General features: G+C 72.7%; 22 protein-coding genes and 1 riboswitch. Of the genes, 16 read left to right on the forward strand and 6 right to left on the reverse strand.

Annotated features, from left to right (window positions below; all coding sequences use genetic code 11):
- Positions 1-133 precede the first annotated feature (133 nt).
- From ABTZ91_RS08150 to ABTZ91_RS08170, 5 genes are all read left to right on the forward strand, one after another.
- Positions 134-1,036, forward strand: a complete 903-nt coding sequence (locus ABTZ91_RS08150; protein WP_352076297.1) for an ABC transporter ATP-binding protein — start codon at positions 134-136, stop codon at positions 1,034-1,036.
- Positions 1,033-1,806, forward strand: coding sequence for an ABC transporter permease (locus ABTZ91_RS08155; protein ID WP_352076298.1), 774 nt, complete (start codon positions 1,033-1,035; stop codon positions 1,804-1,806). Before ABTZ91_RS08150 ends, ABTZ91_RS08155 begins: the two co-directional genes overlap by 4 nt.
- A 12-nt stretch (positions 1,807-1,818) precedes the next feature.
- Positions 1,819-3,219, forward strand: coding sequence for a sensor histidine kinase (locus ABTZ91_RS08160; protein WP_352076299.1), 1,401 nt, complete (start codon positions 1,819-1,821; stop codon positions 3,217-3,219).
- The gene (locus ABTZ91_RS08165) at positions 3,212-3,895 is read left to right on the forward strand and encodes a response regulator transcription factor (RefSeq protein WP_352076300.1); all 684 of its coding nucleotides are present in this window, start codon (positions 3,212-3,214) and stop codon (positions 3,893-3,895) included. The genes ABTZ91_RS08160 and ABTZ91_RS08165 overlap by 8 nt, the downstream gene beginning before the upstream one ends.
- 81 nt (positions 3,896-3,976) lie before the next feature.
- Positions 3,977-5,233, forward strand: coding sequence for a hypothetical protein (locus tag ABTZ91_RS08170; protein WP_352076301.1), 1,257 nt, complete (start codon positions 3,977-3,979; stop codon positions 5,231-5,233).
- Positions 5,234-5,240: 7 nt separating this feature from the next.
- On the opposite strand, the gene glgX is transcribed toward ABTZ91_RS08170, so the two are convergent.
- Positions 5,241-7,457 (reverse strand): glycogen debranching protein GlgX, encoded by a 2,217-nt coding sequence (gene glgX, locus ABTZ91_RS08175; protein ID WP_352076302.1) that lies wholly within the window; start codon positions 7,455-7,457, stop codon positions 5,241-5,243.
- Between the two features lie 162 nt (positions 7,458-7,619).
- On the opposite strand from glgX, the gene ABTZ91_RS08180 reads away from it, so the two are divergent.
- From ABTZ91_RS08180 to ABTZ91_RS08205, 6 genes are all read left to right on the forward strand, one after another.
- Positions 7,620-8,843, forward strand: a complete 1,224-nt coding sequence (locus ABTZ91_RS08180; RefSeq protein WP_352076303.1) for an Ig-like domain-containing protein — start codon at positions 7,620-7,622, stop codon at positions 8,841-8,843.
- A 163-nt stretch (positions 8,844-9,006) separates the two neighbouring features.
- Positions 9,007-10,242: an Ig-like domain-containing protein gene (locus ABTZ91_RS08185; protein WP_352076304.1), complete on the forward strand. Its 1,236-nt coding sequence runs from the start codon at positions 9,007-9,009 to the stop codon at positions 10,240-10,242.
- 82 nt (positions 10,243-10,324) lie between these two features.
- Positions 10,325-11,092 (forward strand): enoyl-CoA hydratase-related protein, encoded by a 768-nt coding sequence (locus ABTZ91_RS08190; RefSeq protein ID WP_352076305.1) that lies wholly within the window; start codon positions 10,325-10,327, stop codon positions 11,090-11,092.
- Positions 11,093-11,226: 134 nt separating this feature from the next.
- Complete coding sequence (locus tag ABTZ91_RS08195) at positions 11,227-11,730, forward strand: ATP-binding protein (RefSeq protein ID WP_352076306.1); 504 nt, start codon at positions 11,227-11,229, stop codon at positions 11,728-11,730.
- A 398-nt stretch (positions 11,731-12,128) separates the two neighbouring features.
- Positions 12,129-12,884, forward strand: a complete 756-nt coding sequence (locus tag ABTZ91_RS08200) for a polysaccharide deacetylase family protein (protein ID WP_407077917.1) — start codon at positions 12,129-12,131, stop codon at positions 12,882-12,884.
- Positions 12,884-14,074, forward strand: coding sequence for a hypothetical protein (locus ABTZ91_RS08205; protein ID WP_352076308.1), 1,191 nt, complete (start codon positions 12,884-12,886; stop codon positions 14,072-14,074). The genes ABTZ91_RS08200 and ABTZ91_RS08205 overlap by 1 nt, the downstream gene beginning before the upstream one ends.
- A 55-nt stretch (positions 14,075-14,129) precedes the next feature.
- On the opposite strand, the gene ABTZ91_RS08210 is transcribed toward ABTZ91_RS08205, so the two are convergent.
- Positions 14,130-14,777 (reverse strand): GNAT family N-acetyltransferase, encoded by a 648-nt coding sequence (locus ABTZ91_RS08210; protein ID WP_352076309.1) that lies wholly within the window; start codon positions 14,775-14,777, stop codon positions 14,130-14,132.
- Positions 14,778-14,851: 74 nt separating this feature from the next.
- Here ABTZ91_RS08210 and ABTZ91_RS08215 point away from each other — a divergent pair, with 74 nt between their 5' ends.
- Both ABTZ91_RS08215 and ABTZ91_RS08220 read left to right on the forward strand, forming a co-directional pair.
- Entirely contained in the window at positions 14,852-15,067 is a 216-nt protein-coding gene (locus ABTZ91_RS08215; protein WP_352076310.1) for an EF-hand domain-containing protein, read from the forward strand.
- 85 nt (positions 15,068-15,152) lie between these two features.
- Positions 15,153-16,064 carry a CopD family protein gene (locus tag ABTZ91_RS08220; protein WP_352076311.1) on the forward strand — a complete coding sequence of 304 codons (912 nt, stop codon included), beginning with the start codon at positions 15,153-15,155 and terminating at the stop codon, positions 16,062-16,064.
- 81 nt (positions 16,065-16,145) lie between these two features.
- Here ABTZ91_RS08220 and ABTZ91_RS08225 read toward each other — a convergent pair whose 3' ends face one another.
- From ABTZ91_RS08225 to gcvT, 4 genes are all read right to left on the reverse strand, one after another.
- A complete protein-coding gene (locus ABTZ91_RS08225; RefSeq protein ID WP_352076312.1) occupies positions 16,146-17,516 on the reverse strand; it encodes an L-serine ammonia-lyase in 1,371 nt (456 codons plus the stop codon).
- Between the two features lie 152 nt (positions 17,517-17,668).
- Complete coding sequence (gene glyA, locus ABTZ91_RS08230) at positions 17,669-18,928, reverse strand: serine hydroxymethyltransferase (protein ID WP_345485492.1); 1,260 nt, start codon at positions 18,926-18,928, stop codon at positions 17,669-17,671.
- 24 nt (positions 18,929-18,952) lie between these two features.
- Positions 18,953-19,330, reverse strand: a complete 378-nt coding sequence (gene gcvH, locus ABTZ91_RS08235) for a glycine cleavage system protein GcvH (protein ID WP_352076313.1) — start codon at positions 19,328-19,330, stop codon at positions 18,953-18,955.
- A 119-nt stretch (positions 19,331-19,449) separates the two neighbouring features.
- The gene (gcvT, locus tag ABTZ91_RS08240; RefSeq protein ID WP_352076314.1) at positions 19,450-20,574 is read right to left on the reverse strand and encodes a glycine cleavage system aminomethyltransferase GcvT; all 1,125 of its coding nucleotides are present in this window, start codon (positions 20,572-20,574) and stop codon (positions 19,450-19,452) included.
- 160 nt (positions 20,575-20,734) lie between these two features.
- Positions 20,735-20,849, reverse strand: a riboswitch (glycine riboswitch).
- Positions 20,850-20,995: 146 nt separating this feature from the next.
- Between gcvT and ABTZ91_RS08245 the strand changes: the two genes are divergently transcribed.
- The 3 genes from ABTZ91_RS08245 to ABTZ91_RS08255 all read left to right on the forward strand — a co-directional run bounded on the left by ABTZ91_RS08245 (position 20,996) and on the right by ABTZ91_RS08255 (position 23,524).
- Positions 20,996-21,757 (forward strand): AAA family ATPase, encoded by a 762-nt coding sequence (locus ABTZ91_RS08245; RefSeq protein ID WP_352076315.1) that lies wholly within the window; start codon positions 20,996-20,998, stop codon positions 21,755-21,757.
- Between the two features lie 134 nt (positions 21,758-21,891).
- Positions 21,892-22,629 carry an enhanced serine sensitivity protein SseB gene (locus tag ABTZ91_RS08250; protein WP_352076316.1) on the forward strand — a complete coding sequence of 246 codons (738 nt, stop codon included), beginning with the start codon at positions 21,892-21,894 and terminating at the stop codon, positions 22,627-22,629.
- A gap of 91 nt (positions 22,630-22,720) precedes the next feature.
- Positions 22,721-23,524 carry an enhanced serine sensitivity protein SseB C-terminal domain-containing protein gene (locus tag ABTZ91_RS08255; protein WP_352076317.1) on the forward strand — a complete coding sequence of 268 codons (804 nt, stop codon included), beginning with the start codon at positions 22,721-22,723 and terminating at the stop codon, positions 23,522-23,524.
- Positions 23,525-23,714 lie beyond the last annotated feature (190 nt).

A 23,714-nucleotide genomic window follows, 5' to 3' on the forward strand; every position in this document is an offset into this window, starting at 1 on the left:
CGGCGCCGAAGGCCGGCCGCCGCGCCCGTCCCCGGCCCTCACACAGTCGTAGGCCCCGTCAACCGATCGGATGATCCGGCTTCGAGCGCGATGGCCGATACCGCCGCCGCCCGCCCCCGGCGAGCCTTGAGCCATGCCCATGATCGAGGTTCAGGACCTGCACAAGGCCTACGGCGAGCGCAAGGCCGTCGACGGCGTCACCTTCACGGTCGAGGAGGGTGAGATCTTCGGCATCCTCGGCCCCAACGGCGCCGGAAAGACCACCACCGTCGAGAGCGTCGCCGGGCTCCGCGTCCCCGACGCCGGCACCGTACGGGTCGCCGGACTCGACCCCGTCGCCCGGCACACCGAGGTCACCCGCCTCCTCGGCGTCCAGCTCCAGCAGAGCCGGCTCCAGGCCAAGCTCACCGTCCGCGAGGCGCTCGAACTGTACGCCTCCTTCCACGAACGCCCCGCCGACTGGCGCGCCCTGGCCGAACGCCTGGGGCTGGACGACCAGTTGGACACCCGTTACGCCAAGCTCTCCGGCGGCCGCAAGCAGCGGCTGTCGATCGCCCTCGCCCTCGTCGGCGACCCGCGCGCCGTCGTCCTCGACGAGCTCACCACCGGCCTCGACCCGCGCGCCCGCCGCGACACCTGGGCCCTCGTCGAGTCGATCCGGGACGGCGGGGTGACCGTCCTCCTCGTCACCCACTTCATGGAGGAGGCCCAGCGGCTCTGCGACCGCCTCGCGGTCATCGACCGGGGCCGGGTCACCGCGCTCGACACCCCGGCCGGGCTCATCGGCCGCAGCAGCGCCGCCACCCTCGTCTCCTTCGACGCCGGCACCCCCCTCGACCGCGCCGACCTGCTCGACCTGCCCGGCGCCGCCGGAGTGCACACCAGCGACGGCCGCACCGTCCTCACCGGCACCGAGGCCACCGTCGGCGCCTTCGTCCGGCTCCTCGCCCGCAGGGCCGTCACCGCCCACGGCCTGCGCGTCACCGACGCCACCCTCGACGACGCCTACCTCGACCTGACCGGAGCCGACCAGTGACCACCGCCCCCACCTCCACCGCCGTCCCCGGCACCGCCCTCCGCGCCCTGCTGCGCACCGAGACCCGCCTCATGCTGCGGGAACCCGGAACCCTGTTCTGGGTGCTGGTCTTTCCCGCCCTGCTCCTGGTGATCCTCGGGCTGGTGCCCTCCTTCCGCGAGCCGTCCGCCGATCTCGGCGGACGCCGGGTGATCGACCTCTACGTCCCCGTCTCCGTCCTCCTGGCCCTGATCACGGCCGGCATCCAGGCCATGCCGCCGGTCCTGGCCGGGTACCGCGAACGCGGCATCCTGCGCCGGCTGTCCACCACCCCGGTCCGCCCCGGCGCGCTCCTCGGCGCGCAGCTCACCCTGCACGGGGCCGGCGCGCTGCTGTCCGCCCTGCTGGTCGTCGTCACCGGCCGGCTCGCCTACGGCGTCGCCCTGCCCGGCAACGTACCGGCCTATCTGCTCGCCCTGCTCCTCGCCACCGCCGGCGGTCTCGCGCTCGGCGCGGCGGTCTGCGCGGTCTCCCGCACCCAGAAGGTCGCCACCGCGGTCGGTACCGCCGTCTACTTCCCGGCCATGTTCACGGCGGGCGTGTGGGTCCCGGTGCAGGTCATGCCCGATACGCTGCGCCGCATCGTCGAGTTCAGCCCGTACGGCGCCGCCTCCCGGGCCCTCGACGCGGCCGCGGGCGGAGCCTGGCCCGACGCGTCCGCCCTCGGGGTGACGGCCCTGTGGGCGGTCCTGCTCACCGGGGTGGCCGTTCGCTGGTTCCGCTGGGAGTGAGGGGGACGGGAAGTGAAGGACACGGGGGTGGCGGCGGTGACCGCGCGCACGACGACGGTCGAGGAACGCTGGCGGCAGATCTTCCGCTGGGGGCCGTACGGGCTCCTCGCCGTCGCCGCCGTCCTCGCCGTGGTCTCGGCGGACGAGGTGATGGACGGTCCCCGCAAGGCCGCGGCCGGTGTCCTGGGCGCCGCCGTCCTGGCCCTCCAGCTCTGGTGGACCGTCCACCAGAACCGTGCCCTCCGGAGCCTGACGCAGCCGTTCCCGTCCCCGCAGCCGTCCCCGTCCCCGCAGCCGTCCCCGTCCCCGTCCCCGTACCCGTCCCCGTCCGTCGACGGCGCCGACCCGGCCGGCGCCTCCGAGCCGGTGGTCCTCATCCCCGGTGCCCCCGGGCCCGCCTCCGTCGCCTACTTCCTCCTCCGTACCGCCCTCGCGTTCGCCCTCACCTGGGTCAACCCCTTCTTCGCGGTCTTCGCCTGCGTCGGCTACTTCGACGCCGTCCACCTGCTGCCGCCCCGGCCCGTCCTCGCCCGCGCCGGACTCCTCGCCGTCGCCCTCACCCTGGCCGGATCCCAGGCCGGCGGACTGCCGCCCCGCTCCACCCTCCAGTGGGTCGCCTTCGCCGCCCTGTTCGTCCTCAACGCCGGTCTCGCCGTCGGACTCTCCCACCTCGGCACGAAGGAGGCCGAGAAGACCACCGCCCTGGCCCGCGCCAACGCCCGCCTGGAGCAGGCCCTCGCCGAGAACGCCGCCCTCCAGGCGCAGCTCCTCGTCCAGGCCCGAGAGGCGGGCGTCGCCGACGAACGGCGCAGGCTCGCCGCCGAGATCCACGACACCATCGCCCAGGGCCTGACCGGCGTCATCGCCCAGCTCCAGGCGGTCACCGCCACCTCCGACCCGGCCGTCGCCGACACGCACCTGCGCCGTGCCGCCGCCCTCGCCCGGCAGAGCCTCGGCGAGGCCCGCCGCTCCGTGCAGAACCTCAGCCCGGTCGCCCTGGAGCACGACGCCCTGCCCGAGGCGCTGGCGAAGACCGTCGCCGCCTGGTCCGAACGCACCGGCATCGCCGCCCGGTTCACCGTCACCGGCACCGAGCTCCCGCTCCACGACGAGATCGCCGCCAGCCTGCTGCGGATCGCCCAGGAGGCCCTCGCCAACGCCGAACGCCACTCCGGTGCCACCCGCGCCGGCGTCACCCTCTCCTACATGGGCGACGAGATCACCCTCGACGTACGGGACGACGGCCGCGGCTTCGACCCCGCCGCCGTGCCCGCCCGCGGCCGCGACGGCGGTTTCGGCCTCGCCGGCATGCGCGCCCGCGCCGAACGCCTCGCCGGCGCCCTCGCCTTGGAGAGCGAGCCGGGGCATGGCACCGCGATCAGCGCTCGCGTACCGTTGGCCCGCCATGACTGAGCCCGCCCCGAGCACCCCCACCTCGCCGACCGCCCCGACCGTCACCCTGGTGATCGTCGACGACCATCCCGTCGTCCGCGACGGCCTGCGCGGCATGTTCGAGGCCGACCCCGGCTTCCGTGTCCTCGGCGAGGCCGCCGACGGCGTCCAGGGCGTCGCCCTCGTCCGCGCCCTCGACCCGGACGTCGTCCTGATGGACCTGCGGATGCCCGGGGGCGGCGGCGTCGACGCCATCGCCGCGCTCACCCGCGACGGCGCCCGCGCCCGGGTCCTCGTCCTCACCACGTACGACACGGACACCGACACCCTCCCCGCCATCGAGGCGGGCGCCACCGGCTACCTCCTCAAGGACGCGCCCCGCGAGGAGCTCTTCGCCGCCGTCCGCGCCGCCGCCGAGGGCCGCACCGTCCTCTCCCCGGCCGTCGCCGGCCGGCTCCTCACCCGGGTCCGCACCCCGGCGGCACCCGCCGACGAGTCCCTCTCCGCACGCGAGCGCGAGGTCATCGAACTCGTCGCCAAGGGCACCTCCAACCGCGCCATCGCCGCCGAGCTCTTCATCAGCGAGGCCACCGTCAAGACCCATCTCACCCACATCTACGCCAAGCTGGGCGCCAAGGACCGGGCGGCCGCCGTCGCCGTCGCCTACGAGCGGGGCATCCTCGGCCGCACCACCTGACCTGCCGCGAGCCCCCGCCGTGCCCGCCCCGTAGGATCGCCGCCCATCGGCACCTGGTGCGGAGAGACAAGGGTGGGGACCATGCACGACCACAAGCGGCGCCGCCGCGCCACGGCGGCCCTGCTGCCGCTGCTGCTCACGGGCCTCGCGGCCTGCCAGTCCGGCGGCGGCCGGGACGACGGCGGGGAGGCGAAGGCGCCGAAGCCGGTGGCGACGCCCGTCTACGAGGTGCGGCTCGACGACCAGCTGTCCGCGGCGAGCAGGGCCACCACGGCGGCCGGTTCGTCGTCCTTCACCTGGACGCTCAGCTACGGCTCCGCCCACGGCACCGCGGTCGACCGCACGACCGGCACCCAGGACTACGCCCAGGACACCGCCCACGCCGAACGCGTCCTGGAGGTCCCGCGCCGCTTCCCCGCGGACGCCACCGCCGAACTGGGCGGACGGCCCGACGCCTCCGCCGAGGTCTACCTCGTCGCGGGCAACGACGTCACCTACCGGACCCGGCAGGGCGACTGGCTGCGCTACTCCTCCTCCGCGCCCATGGAGGCCGTCGACCTCTTCGACGGCGTCCTCCACCGGGCGGGCGAGACCGCCCCGTACGGCGGCACGCTGGCCGAGGTCGTCCGGCTCGCCGACCCGACGCGGCAGCCGGTCAAGGGCGCCGACGGCAGCCGTACCTACCGGGTGGACCTGCCGCCGCAGATCGCGGAGGCCGCGCTGCCGCCGCAGATCGGGTCGTCCCTGACGGACGACAAGGGCACCGCGCGGGTGCCCCTGACGGTGGTGCTCGACGGGGAGGGACGGCTGACCGCCGCCACCGCCGACTTCGGCCCGGTGCTCGGCACCCTCCACGGGGACGGCCTCCTCATCGGCGTGACCTCGCTGAAGGCGGAGTACCGCCTGTCCGACCACGGCAGGGCGGCCGTCCCGGCACCGCCCGCCGGCGCGAAGCAGGCCCAGGACGCCGCGAAGGCCCTCACCCCGCTCACGAAGACAGAGCCGGGCGACTGCGGCTCCACGGACACCGGCCTCGGCGGCAGCCTGGAGCTCGTCCGGGTCACCCCCTGCGACGGCAAGGCGGCGGAGCTGCGGGTCTTCGGCCAGGTCCAGGTGAAGGAGACCATCCAGGGCAACCCGACCGGTGTGGGCAAGAAGAAGGCGCAGGCCCGGTGCGAGGCGAAGTACGCGGCGGCCCCGCGCGCCTGGGTGCGGGGCGCCCGTCCGGCCGACACGTTCTACACCTACGGCACCGCGAGCTCCAGCTCCTCCTACACCGGTCCGGACGTCGACATCGAGGGCACGTACGCCTGCTACGTGTACACCTCCCGCCGCTGACCGGCCCTCACCCGCGCACCCGCAGCAGCACCACCGACCTCCCCGCCACCCTCAGCGTCTCCCCGCCCCGGTGCACCGTCCCCGGGGCGCGGGACTGGTCCTCCCGGGAGGTGTCGAGGACCAGTTCGTACGACTCCGCCCACGGCGGGCCCGGCAGGACGTAGTCGACCGGGCGGTGGTCGGCGTGCAGCACCGCGAGGAAGCTGTCGTCGGTGACCTGGTCGCCACGGGCGTCGCGGCCCGGGATGTCGCGGCCCGAGAGGTACAGGCCCAGGGTCGCGGCCGGCGCGTACCAGTCGCCCTCGGTCATCTCGGTGCCCTGCGCCGTGAACCAGGCCAGGTCCCGCAGCCCGTCCGCGCGCTGCGGCCGGCCCGAGAAGAAGGCGCGGCGGCGCAGCACGGGGTGCCGGTGGCGCAGGGCGAGCAGCCGGCGGGTGAGCGCGAGGAGCTGGGCGCGGCCCGGGTCCTCGGGCAGCGTCCAGTCCAGCCAGCTGATCTCGTTGTCCTGGCAGTAGGCGTTGTTGTTGCCGCCCTGGGTGCGGCCCATCTCGTCGCCGGCGACCAGCATCGGCACCCCGGTCGACAGCAGCAGCGTGGTGAGCAGGTTGCGCAGCTGGCGCAGGCGCAGCCCCCGCACCTCGGGGTCGTCGGTCTCGCCCTCGGCGCCGCAGTTCCAGGACCGGTTGTCGTCGGTGCCGTCCCGGTTGCCCTCGCCGTTGTCCTCGTTGTGCTTGTGCTCGTAGCTGACCAGGTCGCGCAGGGTGAAGCCGTCGTGGGCGGTGACGAAGTTGACGGAGGCGTACGGGCGCCGCCCGCCCCACGCGTACAGGTCGCTGGAGCCGGACAGCCGGTAGCCCATCTCGCGCACGTCGGGCAGCGCCCCGCGCCAGAAGTCCCGTACGGCGTCCCGGTAGCGGTCGTTCCACTCGGTCCACAGCGGCGGGAAGGCGCCCACCTGGTAGCCGCCGTTGCCCACGTCCCACGGCTCGGCGATCAGCTTGACCCGGCGCAGCACCGGGTCCTGGGCGATGACGGCGAGGAACGGCGAGAGCATGTCGACGTCGTGGAAGGAGCGGGCGAGCGCCGCGGCCAGGTCGAAGCGGAAGCCGTCCACGCCCATCTCGGTCACCCAGTAGCGCAGGGAGTCGGTGATGAGCCGCAGCACCTGCGGCTGCACCACGTGCAGGGTGTTGCCGCAGCCGGTGTAGTCGGCGTACCGGCGGGCGTCGGACTGGAGCCGGTAGTAGCCGCGGTTGTCGATGCCCTTGAGCGACAGGGTGGGGCCGAGCTCGCCGGCCTCCGCGGTGTGGTTGTAGACGACGTCGAGGATGACCTCGATGCCGGCCGCGTGCAGGGCCCGCACCATCCGCTTGAACTCGCCGACCTGCCCTCCGGTGGTGCCGGAGGAGGAGTATCCGGCGTGCGGGGCGAAGTAGCCGATGGAGTTGTAGCCCCAGTAGTTGGTCAGGCCCCGTCGCAGCAGGTGGTCCTCGTGGGCGAACTGGTGCACGGGCAGCAGTTCGACCGCGGTCACCCCGAGCCGTACGAGATGGTCGATGGCGGCCGGGTGGGCGAGGCCCGCGTAGGTGCCGCGCAGGTGCTCGGGGACGCCCGGGTGGAGCGCGGTGAAGCCCTTGACGTGCAGTTCGTAGATGACCGAGTCGGGCCACGGCGTCTTGGGCCTGCGGTCGTCGGACCAGTCGTCGTCGTCCTGGACGACGACTCCCTTGGGGACGTACGGGGCGGAGTCCCGCTGGTCGCGGACGGTGTCGGCGACGTGCTGCTGCGGCCAGTCGCGGACGTGCCCGTAGACCTCGGGCGGCAGTCCGTGGCGGGCGTAGTCGCCGTCGACGGCCCGCGCGTACGGGTCCAGGAGCAGCTTCGCCGGGTTCCAGCGGGCGCCGGTCCAGGGGTCCCAGCGGCCGTGCACGCGGTAGCCGTAGCGCTGCCCCGGGCCGACGCCGGGCACGAAGCCGTGCCAGATCTCGTGGGTCAGTTCGGTCAGCGCCAGGCGGGTCTCGGAGCCCGCCGCGTCGAACAGGCACAGTTCGACGGCCTCCGCCCCGCCCGCCCACAGCGCGAAGTTGGTGCCCGCGACGCCGTCCGGCCCGACCCGGCACCGGGCGCCGAGCGGTGTCGGCGCCCCTGGCCACACCACCGGGCCCGGTCCCTTCGGCGCCGGGGCGTCCTCCCGTACGGCCTTCTGCTCGGCTGCGCTCGACACGTTGTGGCCTCCCGCGGCTCTCTTCCGTACGGAAGAAGGGTGCGGCGTCCCGGCCGCGGCTCCCCGCACGTGGTCCTCCACCCTGTTCTGCCCGCACGGCCGTGCTCCCAACATGCCAGGCGGGGACGTTTCCCCTGGAGGGTGGCCGTCGTTGGGCTGAGCGTGACTCTTGTACTGAAGCGGGCGAGGGCTTTGCTGGTGGTGGCCGCGGTGATGGCGGGCCTTTCGGGTCTCGCGGCGTGCACCGGTGACGGGCCGCCCGGGATCGACCTCACCCTGCCCGGCAAGGCGCGGGCACCCGGCGACGTCATCCGGATCAGCCCCGAGGACGGCAGCCGCGGGGTGTCCGCCGACGGGCCGCTGGAGGTGCGGGTCGACAGCGGGCGGCTCGAGCGGGTGACGGTGGTCCAGGTGGAGGACGCGCAGCGGACCCGGGTGGCGGGGGAGATCTCCCCGGACGGGCTGCGCTGGCGGCCGAGGGCCGGCACCCGGCTCGCGCTCGCCGCGAAGTACAGCGTGGACGCGGTCGCCCTCGACGGGCACGGCCGCCGCTCGGCCCGGCACACCACCTTCACCACGGTCGTGCCCGAGCACCGTTTCATCGGCTACTTCAAGCCGGAGAACCGTTCCACGGTCGGCACTGGGATGATCGTCTCCTTCTCCTTCAACCGGCCGATCGAGAACCGGGCGGCGGTCGAGCGGGCCATCCGGGTCACCTCGGACCCGCCGGTGGAGGTGGCCGGCCACTGGTTCGGCAAGGAGCGCCTCGACTTCCGCCCCGCCGCGTACTGGCGACCGGGCACGAAGGTCACCGTCGACCTGGCCCTGCGTGACGTCGAGGGCGCGCCCGGCGTGTACGGGATCCAGCGCAAGACGGTCGGCTTCACGGTGGGCCGCTCGCAGGTCTCGCTGGTCGACGCCGAGAAGCACACCATGGAGATCCGCAGGGACGGCGAGCTGCTGACCACCCTGCCGATCACGGCCGGGGCGCCGAAGACCACCACGTACAACGGGAAGATGGTGGTCACGGAGCTGTACGACGTGACGCGGATGGACGGGCGGACGGTCGGCTTCGGCGGCGAGTACGACATCAAGGACGTGCCGCACGCGATGCGGCTGACCGAGTCGGGGACCTTCCTGCACGGCAACTACTGGGCGGCGCCCTCCACGTTCGGCTCGGCCAACGTCAGCCACGGCTGCGTGGGTCTGCGCGACGTGAAGGGCGGCGGTGCGGACACCCCGGCGGGCTGGTTCTTCGACCGGACCCTCATCGGCGACGTGGTGGAGGTCGTCAACTCGGCGGACCGGCAGGTCGCTCCGGACAACGGTCTCGGCGGCTGGAACATGGACTGGGCCGACTGGACGGCGGGCTCGGCGCTGCGCTGAGCCGGGTCCCGGGGGGCACCTCGCACGAACTGGGACTGAACGGTGACATTCGCGTGGAACTTTCGTGTCCGGCGGTGTGATTATCTAACGCCGTGTGCGCGGGAGGATGCGCACGGGGGTGGGGCCCAGGCAGTGCCGGGTCGTGCGAGGGGAGAAGACCATAGTGAACGGGCAGCCGATATCCGGGGACAACGCCGGACGGCGGCGCCGCACCCGCCTGGGGGCGCTGGCGACGGGAGCACTGCTCCTCGCCCTGACCGCCTGCGGCGGCGGCGCCGGGGGCGGCGACAAGGGGGGCCAGGGCGCGGGCGGCGGCGGCAAGCAGGAGATCGCCGCCTCGCAGGCGGTCGTGACGATCGCTCCGAAGGACGGCGCCGACTCGGTCGCCACCAGCGGCGCGCTGAAGGTGACGGCCCAGCAGGGCAAGCTGACCACGGTGACGGTCTCCGACACCGAGGGCAACACGGTGGAGGGAAAGATCTCCGCCGACGGCAGCACCTGGGAGCCGCTGGGTCACCTGGCCGCGAGCACCCAGTACAAGGTGCACGCGATCGCCAAGGACGCCGAGGGCCGTGAGTCGGCGAAGGACACCACCTTCTCCACCCTCACCCCGAAGAACACCTTCATCGGCCACTACACGCCGGAGAACGGCCAGACCGTCGGCGTCGGCATGCCGGTCTCCATCAACTTCACCCGCGGCATCACCAACCCGGAGGCCGTCGAGAAGGCCATCACGGTGACGGCGGAGCCGGCCGTGCAGGTCGAGGGCCACTGGTTCGGCAACGACCGGCTGGACTTCCGTCCCAAGGAGTACTGGGCCGCGGGCACCAAGGTGACCGTCAAGCTCAACCTGGACGGGGTCGAGGGCCGTCCGGGCGTCTACGGCAAGCAGAAGAAGACCTTCTCCTTCACGATCGGCCGCCGCCAGGTCTCCACGGTCGACGCGAGCGCCAAGACCATGAAGGTCGAGCGTGACGGCAAGATCATCAAGACCCTGCCGATCACCGCGGGCGCGCCGTCCACGACCACGTACAACGGTCAGATGGTCATCAGCGAGAAGTACAAGGTGACCCGCATGAACGGGGCCACCGTCGGCTTCGGCGGCGAGTACGACATCAAGGACGTGCCGCACGCGATGCGCCTGTCCACCTCGGGCACCTTCGTGCACGGCAACTACTGGGCCTCCGCCTCGACGTTCGGCTCGGCCAACGTCAGCCACGGCTGCGTCGGTCTGCGCGACACGCGGGGCGCGGGCGACAGCTCCACGCCGGCGGCCTGGTTCTACGACCGCTCGCTCATCGGCGACGTCATCATCGTGAAGAACTCCAAGGACAAGCAGATCCAGCCGGACAACGGACTCAACGGCTGGAACATGTCCTGGGAGGAATGGATCAAGTAGTCCGTCCCACTGGTGACCGGACCCGGTGCTGTGAGCAACAGCACCGGGTCCGTTGTCGTTAACGCCCACTAACCTTCCCTCCATGACTGTGAACCTCGAAGTCGCCGAAGGCGTCGGCACGATCCGCCTCGACCGTCCCCCGATGAACGCCCTGGACATCGCCACCCAGGACCGGCTGCGCGAGCTGGCCGAGGAGGCGACGCACCGCGACGACGTGCGGGCCGTGATCCTGTACGGCGGGGAGAAGGTGTTCGCGGCCGGCGCGGACATCAAGGAGATGCAGGTCATGGACCACGCCGCCATGGTCAGGCGGTCCCGCGCCCTGCAGGACTCCTTCACCGCGGTCGCCCGCATCCCCAAGCCGGTCGTCGCGGCCGTCACCGGCTACGCCCTGGGCGGCGGCTGCGAGCTGGCGCTGTGCGCCGACTACCGGATCGCCGCGGACGACGCCAAGCTCGGCCAGCCCGAGATCCTGCTCGGCCTCATCCCGGGCGCCGGCGGCACCCAGCGCCTGTCCCGTCTGGTCGGCTCCTCCACCGCCAAGGACCTCATCTTCACCGGCCGCATGGTGAAGGCGGACGAGGCGCTCCGGCTCGGCCTGGTGGACCGGGTCGTCCCGGCCGCCGAGGTGTACGAGCAGGCGCACGCCTGGGCCGCGAAGCTGGCCCAGGGCCCGGCGATCGCGCTGCGCGCGGCGAAGGAGGCGATCGACCAGGGCCTGGAGACGGACATCGACACCGGGCTCGCCATCGAGCGCACCTGGTTCGCGGGCCTGTTCGCCACCGAGGACCGGGAGCGCGGGATGCGCAGCTTCGTCGAGGAGGGCCCGGGCAAGGCCAAGTTCGTCTGATCTCCCCGCACTTCGGACATGCGTCCGCTGACACCGGCATGTGCCGGAGGCATTCCCGTGGAATTGCCCGTTCCGGGGGGTCGAATCCCCCGGAACGGCCCCGCGCCCGGCTCCGTGCGGCCATGATGGGAGGCATGGCGGGCCTGGAGGGTATGGATCAACCGCGGCAGCACGGCGGGGCGACCGCCGCACGGTGGGTACCGGCCGCCGAGGACGAACAGGCCGCGGAAGCACTGCACTTGTACGGGAACCCGGCCGAGGAGGACGTCCGGCTGCCGTCCCGCCCGGAGTCGGCCGCGGTCGCCCGCCGGCTCACCCAGTGGGTCGTGCTGCGCCAGTGGCAGCTCTCGCCGCAGATCTCCGAGCACGCGGTCCTGCTGGTCTCCGAGCTCGTCGGCAACGCCGTCCGGCACACCGGCGCCCGCGTCTTCGCCCTGCGCATGCTCCGCCGCCGCGGCTGGATCCGCGTCGAGGTGCGCGACCCCTCCCGGGGCCTGCCCTGCCTGATGCCGGTGCACGAGCTCGACACCAGCGGCCGGGGCCTCTTCCTGGTCGACAAGCTCTCCGACCGCTGGGGCGTCGACCTGGCCCCGCGCGGCAAGACCACCTGGTTCGAGATGCGGGTCAGCGACCGCTGAGCCAGGAGCGCCGGCCCCGGACGCACGAAAGCCCCCGTCCGCCGTGATGAGGCGCCTGGGGGCTTCCGTGTGGTGCGCCGTGGATCAGGGGGGTGGTATCCACGGCCGCTCTGACGACCTGAACCCGGGTCAATGGGGGCCGTGTCCCCGACTATGGCAGACGGGTGGCCTCGGTGCCAAAAGTCCCTACCGGGTCAGACCTGGACATACGCGGACAGTTTACCGGTGAATCGTTGGTGACCTAGAGCACCCACCTTGTAAACGATGAATAAGTATGGCGTTCATCGGGTGTTTCTTCGCCCTGTCCGCATGATGGACGGCCGAGCGCGACCCGTAAACGTCCTGAAACGGCTCAATCGTCATCTTCCGGTCGAACCGCCCTTTAAATGGTGCCCGTGATGCCGACCGACCGCCGCGCCGCCCTCCGGGCCGGCGCGGCCGCCGCCCTCGCGGGGCCCCTCGCCACCGCCTGCGGCACGGACCGCCCCGCCCCGAGGCCGCAGCGCCCCGCGCCCGCGCCCCTCGCCGCCCCGGCACCCCGCCGCTACCCCGGCCGCCCCGCCGAGATCACCACCGGCCCCCGCGACCGGCCCCGGGTCGCCCTCACCTTCCACGGCCAGGGCGACCCCGCCACCGCCCGCGCCCTCCTCGACCACGCCGAACGGGCCGGCGCCCGCCTCACCGTCCTCGCCGTCGGCGACTGGCTCGACCGCCACCCCGGCATGGCCCGGCGCGTCCTCGACGGCGGCCACGACCTCGGCAACCACACCCAGCGCCACCTCGACATCACCGCCATGACCGAGGCCGAGGCCCACGCGGAGATCGAGGCCTGCGCCCGGCGGCTGCGCCGCCTCACCGGCTCCATCGGCACCTGGTTCCGGCCCTCCCGCGCCCGGCACGCCGGCGAGGCCGTCCGCCGCGCCGCCCAGCGCGCCGGATACCCCCACGTCCTCTCGTACGACGTCGACTCCCTCGACTTCACCTCACCCGGCCCCGCGGCCGTCGTCGCCAACGTCACCCGGGAGATCCGCAACGGATCGGTGGTGAGCCTCCACTTCGGCTACCCCGACACGGTCGCCGCGCTGCCCCTCCTCCTCGCCGACCTCGACCGCCGCGGCCTCTCCGCGGTGACCACCACGGAGCTGCTGACCTGATGCCGACCCTCGCCCCGCGCACCCGGCGCGCCCTCGCCGCCACCGCCACCGCCCTGCTCCTCGCCCTCGCCGGCTGCGGCGGCCCCCGCCCCGCCGAGACCGGCGGCGGCACCAAGAAGGCCGCCGGGCTCCCCGCCGTACCGAAATCCGCCGTCCCCGCCGGGCTGCCCGGTATGCCGCCGCCGCTCGACCCGAACGACGTCTACGCCGCCGACCGGCCGAACAGACTGTCCCCGGTCGTCAAGGACTTCCCCTCCCGGGTCTACGTCCCCAACACCAACTCCAACACCGTCTCCGTCATCGACCCCGCCACCTACAAGGTGATCGAGACCATCCCCGTCGGCATCCAGCCGCAGCACGTCGTCCCCTCCTGGGACCTGAAGACCCTCTGGGTCAACAACAACCGCGGCCACACCCTCACCCCGATCGACCCCGCCACCGGCGCCGCCGGCAAGCCCGTCGAGGTCCACGACCCGTACAACCTCTACTTCACCCCGAACGGCAAGTACGCCGTCGTCATGGCCTCGCTCGACCGCGAACTCGTCTTCCGCGACCCGCACACCATGGAACGCAGGAAGACCGTCCCCGTCTCCTGCTACGGCGTCAACCACGCCGACTTCTCCGCCGACGGGCGCTACTTCATCGTCTCCTGCGAGTTCTCCGGCGAACTCCTCAAGGTCGACACCGAGAAGATGGAGGTCATCGGCCAGCAGAAACTGCCCATGGCCGGCGCCATGCCGCAGGACGTGAAGATCTCCCCCGACGGAAAGACCTTCTACGTCGCCGACATGATGGCCCACGGCATGTGGGTCCTCGACGGCGACAAGTTCACCACCCCGACCCTGCTGCCCACCGGCAAGGGCTGCCACGGCCTCTACGTCTCCCGCGACTCACGCGAGATGTACGTCCCCAACCGCGGCGAGGGATCCATCTCCGTCTTCGACTTCAAGCAGAACAAGCTCACCAAGAAGTGGTGGCTCCCGGACGGCGGATCCCCCGACATGGGCGGCGTCTCCGCCGACGGCAAGGTGCTGTGGCTCTCCGGCCGTTACGACTCCGAGGTCTACGCGATCGACACCACGACCGGCAGGCAACTGGCCCGCATCCCCGTCGGCGGCGGCCCCCACGGCCTGGCGGTCTACCCGCAGCCGGGCCGCTACTCCCTCGGCCACACCGGAGTGTTCCGCTAGTTTTTGTGGCTCGGTTCCAGCCGGGCGCTCACTCGCCCACGCGGTCCCGAGGTACCTAGCGCGCCACCAGCAGCGCCTCCGCGCCGACCGGGCGGTAGCCCGCCGCCTGGAAGACGCGGACGCTGCGGGCGTTGCCGGGGGACTGCTGGGCCCACACCACCGGGTCCGGGGTCAGATGGCGGGCCGCCGTCGCCAGCGCGCGGCCCAGGCCCCGGTGGCGTACCCCCTCGTCCACCTCGATCGCGGCCTCCATGCGGCCCGCCACGCCCCGGCCCAGGATCAGCAGCCCGCCCTCCGCGGCCCACACCCGCACCTCGTCCCGGTACTTCAGCGCCCGCGCCACCCGCGGGTGCTCCGGGTCCTCGATCTCGCGCAGCTCGATCCCCGGGGCGCCGGGCAGCGCGTCCGCGACGGTCAGCAGGTCGATCGTGTTCACATACCGGCCCGTGCGGGCCGTCAGCGCCGTCAGGAACGTCGGGGTCATGCTCGCCACGAGCGGGTCCGTCGACGCCCCGGCCAGCTCCGCCCGTATCCACCGGGGATCCTCGTCCAGGAACACCACCGAGTGCGCCGTGAACGACAGCACCCCCGCGTCCCGGGCGTTCGGCTGCCGCACGATCGTCGTCGACCCGTCCGGCGGAGGGAACACCCCACGGGCCGCCGCCGCCAGGATGTCCGCCACTCCCATGGCCTCGCTGCTCATACCCCCATCATCCGGTATGACCGCGCCCGCTAATCTTGCCCCCGACATCGAAGCACCGAGAAGGGGCGGAAACAGTGGCGGACATCGAGTCGGCACGTACGGCATTCGACAAGTTCGACGTGGACGGGGACGGCTTCATCACGGCCGCCGAGTACAAGAGCGTCATGGCCCAGCTGGGCGACTTCAACGTGACCGAGACCGTCGCCGAGGCGCTCATCAAGCAGCGCGACGCCAACGGTGACGGCGTCCTGTCCTGGGACGAGTTCTGGGCGCACCTCGACAAGGCCTGACCGGCAGAGCCGGGCGGGCGGCGGCGTACGACCATGCGCACGCCGTTGAGTTGCCGCCCGTCCGGCCCCCGGTGACGATCATGAGGTGACGCTCCCAGGGCCCTTCGGCACCCCGACCCGCCGCCTGACGGCAGCCGTTATCGCCGCAGCCACCGTCCTCACCGTCGTCCTCCTCGGCGCCTCGCTCGCCCAGACGGGCACCGGCGAACTGGAGATCCCCGCCGCCGGCACCATCACCCTGCTGCGGCTCCTCGTCGTCACCGCCCTCGCCGTCCACATCGGCGAGATCGCGGGCGTCCGGATCGCCGGCGAAGGGCCGCTGCCCCGCCGCTGGTCCCTCCCCGCGGCCGTCGTCGGCTGCGCCGCCTCCGCCGGCCTCCTGATCCTCCTCGCCGCCATCAGCGGACTGAAGCTGACCACCGTGTACGGGCTCCGCGAAGGCCGGCTGCTGCTCGTCACCGCCAACGCCCTCGCCCTGGCCGCCCTGTGCGCCGCCGGCCGCCGGCCGGCCCTCGCGCTCGGGCCGCTCGCCGTCGCGATCGGCGCGGAGGCCCTGCGCGCCCACCCCGAGTCCTACAGCCCGGCGATCGGCGTCGGCCTCACCGTCGTCCACCTGACGGCCGCGTCCCTCTGGTTCGGCACCCTGCTGCACGTGCTGCGCACCATGTGGCTGCGCGGCGGCGGCCGGGACGTGCTGATGCGGTACGCGAAGATGGCCGCCTGGGTCTTCGCGGCCCTCGCCGTCACCGGCACCTGCTCCACCCTGCGCCGCCTCCCGCTCGACGGGATCCTCACCACCGCCTACGGCAGGGTGCTGCTGGTGAAGCTCGCCCTCTTCGGCCTGGCCGCGCTCCTCGCCCTGACCGCCCGGCGCCGCATGCTGACCGGCGGCGACGCCCGCCCCCCGGCCCGCGTCGAGCTGGGCGTCCTCGCGGCCGTCATGGTCCTCTCGGCGCTGCTCACCGTCGTACCGGACCCGCACTGGCTGCTGCCCTGAGGGGCGGCAGCCGCCTTGAGGCCCTGCCCTGAGGGGCGCCGCCTTGAGGCCCTGCCCTGACGCGCGGCGCCGCCTACCGCCTCAGCACTCGATGATGTTCACCGCGAGACCGCCGCGGGCGGTCTCCTTGTACTTCACGCTCATGTCCGCGCCGGTCTCCTTCATGGTCTTGATGACCTTGTCCAGGGAGACCAGGTGGTTGCCGTCGCCGCGCATCGCCATCTTCGCCGCCGTGACGGCCTTGACCGCGGCCATGCCGTTGCGCTCGATGCACGGGATCTGGACCAGGCCGCCGACCGGGTCACAGGTCAGGCCCAGGTTGTGCTCCATGCCGATCTCGGCCGCGTTCTCCACCTGCTCGGGGGAGCCGCCCAGGACCTCGGCGAGGGCGCCCGCCGCCATGGAGCAGGCGGAGCCGACCTCGCCCTGGCAGCCCACCTCGGCGCCGGAGATGGAGGCGTTCTCCTTGAAGAGCATGCCGATGGCGCCGGCCGCGAGGAGGAAGCGGACCACGCCGTCCTCGTCGGCACCCGGGACGAAGTTCATGTAGTAGTGCAGGACGGCGGGGATGATGCCGGCCGCGCCGTTCGTCGGGGCGGTGACCACCCGGCCGCCCGCCGCGTTCTCCTCGTTCACGGCCATCGCGTAGAGGGTGATCCACTCCATGGCGTGCGCCAGCGGGTCGCCCTCGGAGCGCAGCTTGCGGGCCGAGGTCGCGGCGCGGCGGCGGACCTTCAGGCCGCCGGGCAGGATGCCCTCGCGGGACATGCCGCGCGAGACGCAGGCCTGCATGACCCGCCAGATCTCCAGCAGGCCCTCGCGGATCTCCGTCTCGGTGCGCCAGGCCTTCTCGTTCTCCAGCATCAGCGAGGAGATCGACAGGCCGGTCTCCTTGGTGAGGCGGAGCAGCTCGTCACCGGTGCGGAAGGGGTACGTGAGGACGGTGTCGTCCGGGATGATCGGGTTCTCGCCGGCGACCGCGTCTTCGTCCACGACGAAGCCGCCGCCGACCGAGTAGTAGGTCTTCTCCAGGACCAGCGCGCCCTCGGCGTCGTACGCGAAGACCGTCATGCCGTTGGCGTGGTACGGCAGCGCCTTGCGGCGGTGCAGGATCAGGTCGTCGTCGAACGAGAACGGGATCTCGTGCGCGCCGAGCAGGTTGATCCGGCCGCTCTCCTTGATCCGCTCGAACTCGTCGTCGGCGGTCTCCACGTTCACCGTGCGCGGCGAGTGGCCCTCCAGGCCGAGCAGGACCGCCTTCGGGGTGCCGTGGCCGTGGCCCGTGGCGCCGAGCGAGCCGTACAGCTCGGCCCGTATGGCGGCGGTGTGGGCCAGCAGGCCCTCGTTCTTCAGGCGGCGGGCGAACATGCGTGCGGCACGCATCGGGCCCACCGTGTGGGAGCTCGACGGACCGATGCCGATCGAGAACAGGTCGAAGACCGAGATGGCCACGGGGGACTCCTTGTGGGGGCGACGCCGTTGTCTGCCGGGGTGGTGCAGAACGAGCAGGAAGAGCGGGCGGGGCGGTAAAGGGGTGGGGCACCGCGCTCACTGTCCAGTGTGCGTGGTGCCCCGGAGCTTCATACCAACAAAAGGGTACGAAATTACTTCAGGCCGGGGTACAGCGGGTGCTTCTCCGCCAGAGCGGTCACCCGGGCCTTCAGCGCCTCGGCGTCGAAGCCGGGCTTGAGGGTCTCGGCGATGATGTCGGCGACCTCGCGGAAGTCCTCGGCCTGGAAGCCGCGGGTGGCGAGGGCCGGCGTGCCGATGCGCAGGCCGGAGGTGACCATCGGCGGGCGCGGGTCGTTCGGAACGGCGTTCCGGTTGACCGTGATGCCGACCTCGTGGAGACGGTCCTCGGCCTGCTGGCCGTCCAGCTCGCTGTCGCGCAGGTCGACCAGGAGCAGGTGCACGTCGGTGCCGCCGGACAGCACGGAGACGCCGTGCTCGCGGACGTCGTCCTGGACCAGGCGCTCGGCGATGATCCGGGCGCCGTCCAGGGTGCGCTGCTGGCGCTCCTTGAACTCCTCCGAGGCCGCGACCTTGAAGGAGACGGCCTTGGCCGCGATCACGTGCTCCAGCGGGCCGCCCTGGAAGCCGGGGAAGACCGAGGAGTTCAGCTTCTTCGCGAACTCCTTCTTCGCCAGGATGATGCCGCCGCGCGGGCCGCCGAGCGTCTTGTGCGTGGTGGAGGTCACCACGTCCGCGTACTCGACCGGGTTCGGGTGCAGACCGGCGGCGACCAGGCCGGCGAAGTGGGCCATGTCGACCCACAGGTACGCCTCGACCTCGTCGGCGATCCGGCGGAACTCGGCGAAGTCCAGCTGGCGCGGGTAGGCGGACCAGCCCGCGATGATCACCTTGGGGCGGTGCTCCTTGGCGAGGCGCTCGACCTCGGCCATGTCGACCAGGCCGGCCTCGTCCACGTGGTAGGCGACCACGTTGAACTGCTTGCCGGAGAAGTTCAGGCGCATGCCGTGGGTGAGGTGGCCGCCGTGCGCCAGGTCCAGGCCGAGGATCGTGTCGCCGGGCTGGGCGATCGCGAAGAGGGCGGCCTGGTTGGCGGAGGCGCCGGAGTGGGGCTGCACGTTGGCGTACTCGGCGCCGAACAGGTCCTTGATCCGGTCGATCGCGATCTGCTCGGCCACGTCGACGTGCTCGCAGCCGCCGTAGTAGCGGCGGCCCGGGTAGCCCTCGGCGTACTTGTTGGTGAGGACGGAGCCCTGGGCCTCCATGACCGCGACCGGAGCGAAGTTCTCCGAGGCGATCATCTCGAGGGTGGACTGCTGGCGGCGGAGCTCGGCGTCGACGGCGGCGGCGACGTCCGGGTCGAGCTCATGGAGAGGGGTGTTCAGAAGCGACATGTTTCGATCCCTGGGGGGTCTCGGTTAGCCGGCGGTGAAGGCGGTGTACTCGTCGGCGGAGAGCAGGTCCTCCGGCTCGGCCTCGATGCGCACCTTGAACAGCCAGCCGCCCTCGAACGGGGCGGAGTTCACCAGCGACGGGTCGTCGACGACGTCCTGGTTGGCCTCGACGACCTCGCCGGTCACCGGGGCGTACAGGTCGCTGACGGACTTCGTGGACTCCAGCTCGCCACAGGACTCGCCCGCGGTGACCTTGTCGCCGACCGCGGGAAGCTGCACGTAGACGACGTCACCGAGCGCGTTGGCCGCGTGCTCCGTGATGCCGATCGTGGCGACGCCGTCCTCCACGGCCGACAGCCACTCGTGCTCCTTGCTGTAGCGCAGCTGCTGGGGGTTGCTCATGACCTGATTCTCCTGGATCGGGGGAGTGCTGATGAACGCGGGTCTTGCGAGGTGAGATGCACCATGAGACGAATCGCTGAGGGATACGTCACTTCTGGCACATCCCTGTCAGTCGTCTGTCACTTCTGACGCTTGTAGAACGGCAGTGCCACGACCTCGTACGGCTCGTGGGTGCCCCGGATGTCGACCCCGACGCCCTCGGTGCCGGGCGTGGCGTGGGCGGCGTCCACATAGGCCATGGCGATCGGCTTGCCCAGGGTCGGGGACGGCGCGCCGGAGGTGATCTCGCCGATCACCTCGCCGTTCGCCACCACCGACATGCCGGCCCGCGGGACCCGGCGGCCCTCGGCGACCAGACCGACCAGCTTGCGCGGCGGGGCGGTCTCGGCGCGCTCGGCGGCCTTCTCAAGCGCCTCGCGGCCGACGAAGCGGCCCTCGTTGGTGGTCTTCTCGAACTTCACGACCCGGCCGAGGCCCGCGTCGAAGGGGGTGAGCGCGGTGGTCAGCTCGTGGCCGTACAGCGGCATGCCCGCCTCCAGGCGGAGCGTGTCACGACAGGACAGGCCGCAGGGGATCAGGCCGACGCCCGCGCCCGCCTCGGTCAGCGCCTTCCACACGCCCTCGGCGTGCTCCGGCTTCAGGAACAGCTCGAAGCCGTCCTCGCCGGTGTAGCCGGTCCGGGCGATCAGCGCCGGCACCCCCGCGACGGTGCCGGGCAGGCCCGCGTAGTACTTCAGGCCGTCCAGGTCGGCGTCGGTGAGGGACTTCAGGATGCCGGGGGACTCCGGGCCCTGGACGGCGATCAGCGCGTACGCGTCGCGGTCGTCGCGGACCTCGGCGTCGAAGCCCTCCGCGCGCTCGGTGAGGGCGTCCAGGACCACCTGGGCGTTGGAGGCGTTGGCGACGACCATGTACTCGGTCTCGCCGAGGCGGTAGACGATCAGGTCGTCGAGGATGCCGCCGTCCTCGCGGCAGATCATCGTGTAGCGGGCGCGGCCGTTGCCGACGGTGGAGATGTTGCCCACCAGGGCGTAGTCCAGGAGGTCCACGGCCTGCGGGCCGGTGACGGTGATCTCGCCCATGTGGGAGAGGTCGAAGAGGCCCGCCCGGGTCCGTACGGCGTTGTGCTCGTCGCGCTCGCTGCCGTAGCGCAGCGGCATGTCCCAGCCGGCGAAGTCGGTCATGGTCGCGCCCAGTGAACGATGCAGCGCATCGAGCGCGGTCAGACGGGGGGCAGTGCTCATGGGGTGGCTCCCGGGTCCCAGGGCGTGCAGGGCACGACATGACATGACGGTGAGGACGATCCTCCCCATCTGTCATGGAACCTGAGAGGTTCACCGAGGGCATCCTCGGCTTGCACCTTGGGTGGGGCCGCGACAGGTGCGGCCCGCTTTTCAGATCTGCCTCATCCACGCGGTACGGGGCCTGAGAGATTCAAGGGAGGTTCTTGCTCCTTCGGCGCCCGGGGACGCTCGGCGCGACTGCGCCTGGCGGCCCGGGACTCTCCCGCGCGGATTCGAGCGGCCGGTATGCGGTTGTGCGCGCTGCGAGCGCGTGGCGCTCATCATTGCACGGCGGGTCCGCCGGGCAAATCGCTTGTGTCCCATTACCGTTTCTTTACACTTCGTGGGCAGGGTCCCGGCAGGCCCGACAGGGGGAGCAGAGATGACCATCCAGCGCACCGGCGCCTACGCGGCGAGTCCCGGGATACCCGTTCAGCGGGCGGCCGCCCGAGCCCGCGCCCGCGACCGGGTCAGAGGCCGGCGCCGCGCCCGGATCCTGCGCGACCTGCGCGAGCGCGGCGGCCGCAGTCCCCGCGTGCTGACCTTCGCCGCCGGCGACGTCGTCGTGGTCTCCGGGCTGCCCGGCGCCGGGAAGTCCACCCTCATGGACCGCGCCGCGGCCGGCCGCGCCATCGACTCGCAGCACACCCGCGAGCGCTGGGAGGCCCGGCTGCCCCGCTTCCTGCCGTACGCCCTCTGGCGCCCCCTCGCCCGCCTCGCCCACTACGCGGGCCTCCGCCGCGCCCTGCGCTCCGGCGCCGGGGTGATCGTCCACGACTGCGGCACCCAGTCCTGGGTGCGCGGCTGGCTCGCCCGGGAGGCCCGCAGGCGCGGCGCCGCCCTCCACCTGATCCTGCTCGACGTCGACCCCGACACCGCCCGCGCCGGCCAGCGGGCCCGCGGCCGCGGCGTCTCCGGCTACGCCTTCGCCCGGCACCGCCGCGCCGTCGGCCGCCTGGTGCGCACCGCCGAGAGCGGCGCCCTGCCGCCCGGCTGCGCCTCGGTCACCCTGCTGGACCGGGACGCCGCCGACGCCCTGCGCCGGATCGGGTTCCGCGAGACGGCGGGCGAGGACGCGACGGGCGACGACGTGACGGCCCACGGCATGAAGGGCCGCGACGTGACGGGCCACGACGTGGCGTGAACCACTCCCGCCCTCCCGGCGTCCTTCTGGGTCACAGGGGCGGCGTGCCGCGATTAAGGTGCGTATGGCCTGTCCGGCGGACCAGGCCGACCGCAGCAGCAGGTGCCGGAAGGCCGGAAGGGGACGACGAGAACGTGGACGTGACGTGGCCGGGCAATGAGCTCGAGGAAGTGCTGGCCGCCTCGCTCGGCAACCCCGCCGCCGGCGGCCGGCTGGTCGAGGTCCTCGGCCGCAGCCCCGTCTGGGTGCCCCTGCCCAACGGCGGCGGCCCCGACAGCCCCGACCTCGACCTGCCCACCCTGGAGATCGACGGCTCCGCCTACGTGCCCGTCTTCAGCTCCCACGAGCAGTTCCTCGCCTGCGTCGGCGAGCACATGTCGTTCACCGTCGCCCCCGCCCGCGACTTCGCCCGCGGCCTGCCCCCGCAGCTCGGCATCGCCGTGAACCCCGGCGGCACCGTCGGCGTCCCGCTGCCCCCCGCCGCCGTCGCCGAGCTCTGCCGGGTCGGCCGGACGCCCCTGGACGGGCCCGCCACCGGCGGCCGCGTCCGCCTCTTCGAACCCGACTGGCAGGACGACCCGGTCGACTTCCTCGCCGCCGCCTCCGCCGAATTCGAGGCCCTCGGCACGGTCGCCACCGCCCGCCGCGCCCTCGCCAGCGTCGAGGGCACCGAACCCGCCCTCTTCGTCGGCGTCCAGCTCACCCACCCCGAAGCCGACCCCGCCACCCCGCTGGACGCCCTCGGCCGCGCCCTCGGCCGGATCGAGGTCGCCTGGCCGGTCAACCTCATCCTGCTCGACCTGGCCCAGGACCCGGTCGCCGACTGGATGCTGGAGAAGGTGCGCCCCTTCTACCAGCGCGCCGCCGTGTGACGGTCCCCCTGTTTAAGCTGAACTGATTCAAGAACCGAGCGACGAGACAACCGAGCCGTACGGCCGTACGACAAGAGGGGCGGGACCCAGGGTGAGCGCGTCAGGCACCGCTGCGACCGGACAGGTCGAGCACATGCTGCGCCAGGTGGCACCCGGACGCCACGACGCCTACGAGCAGCTGCTGCACGCCCTCGCCGGCTCCGAGGTCTGGATGCTGCTGTGGCAGGGCGCCCCCGGATCCCCCGACGCCCAGTACGGGAACATGGAGGTCGACGGCTACGGCTACGCCCCGTGCGTCACCTCCGCCCAGGAGCTCGCCGCCTCCGGCTGGAACCGCGCCCACGAGCTCGTCCCCGGCCTGGAGATCGCCCGCGCCCTCTACCCCGACCGCTGGGGCATCTGGCTGAACCCGCACGCCCCCGGCGGCGGCGTCGGCATCCCCTGGGCCGACCTGCGCCGCATCGCCACCGGCCTGGACCGCATGCCCGCCGGACCCCTGCGGCTGTCCGAGCCCGCCCTGGAGATCCCGCAGTTCTACGCCCTGCTCACCCAGAACGCCCACCGCACCCCCGCGGTGCGCTCGCTGCGCCGTGCCTGGGTGCAGCCCGCGCTCGGCTCCCCGTACCTCGCCATCGGCCTCGACCTGTACGACTCCGCCCCCGCCTCCGTCGAGGCGGTCCGCGCGATGATGCTCCAGACCGTCGCCGCCGTCCCCGACGGCCTGCCCGTCTCCACGGTGACGATGTCCGACACGTACGACCCGGTCGCGATGTGGCTCGCCGCCCACGCCCGCCCGTTCTACGACCGCGAGGCGCACGCGGCCCCGCACACCGCCCCCCTCGCCGCCCCGTCTCACCAGCCGGGATACGGCTACCCGCCCGCGCGACACCGCTGAAACACCCCCGCCACCCCCGGACGCGTCGCCGAAACCCGGCCGAAATCCCTTTCCAGACTGAGGTTTTGCCTCCGCTTTCCGCCGGGCGCGCTGCGATGTCCCGCATCGGACCGTTTTGGTAACTGTCCGGGTCTCAGGTTGGTATCACCGCTATGCGGACTGTTCTCTGCCGCGTCACTCGCCAGTAGCG

The organism is Streptomyces sp. NPDC126499, assembly GCF_040302485.1.
GTDB lineage: Bacteria > Actinomycetota > Actinomycetes > Streptomycetales > Streptomycetaceae > Streptomyces.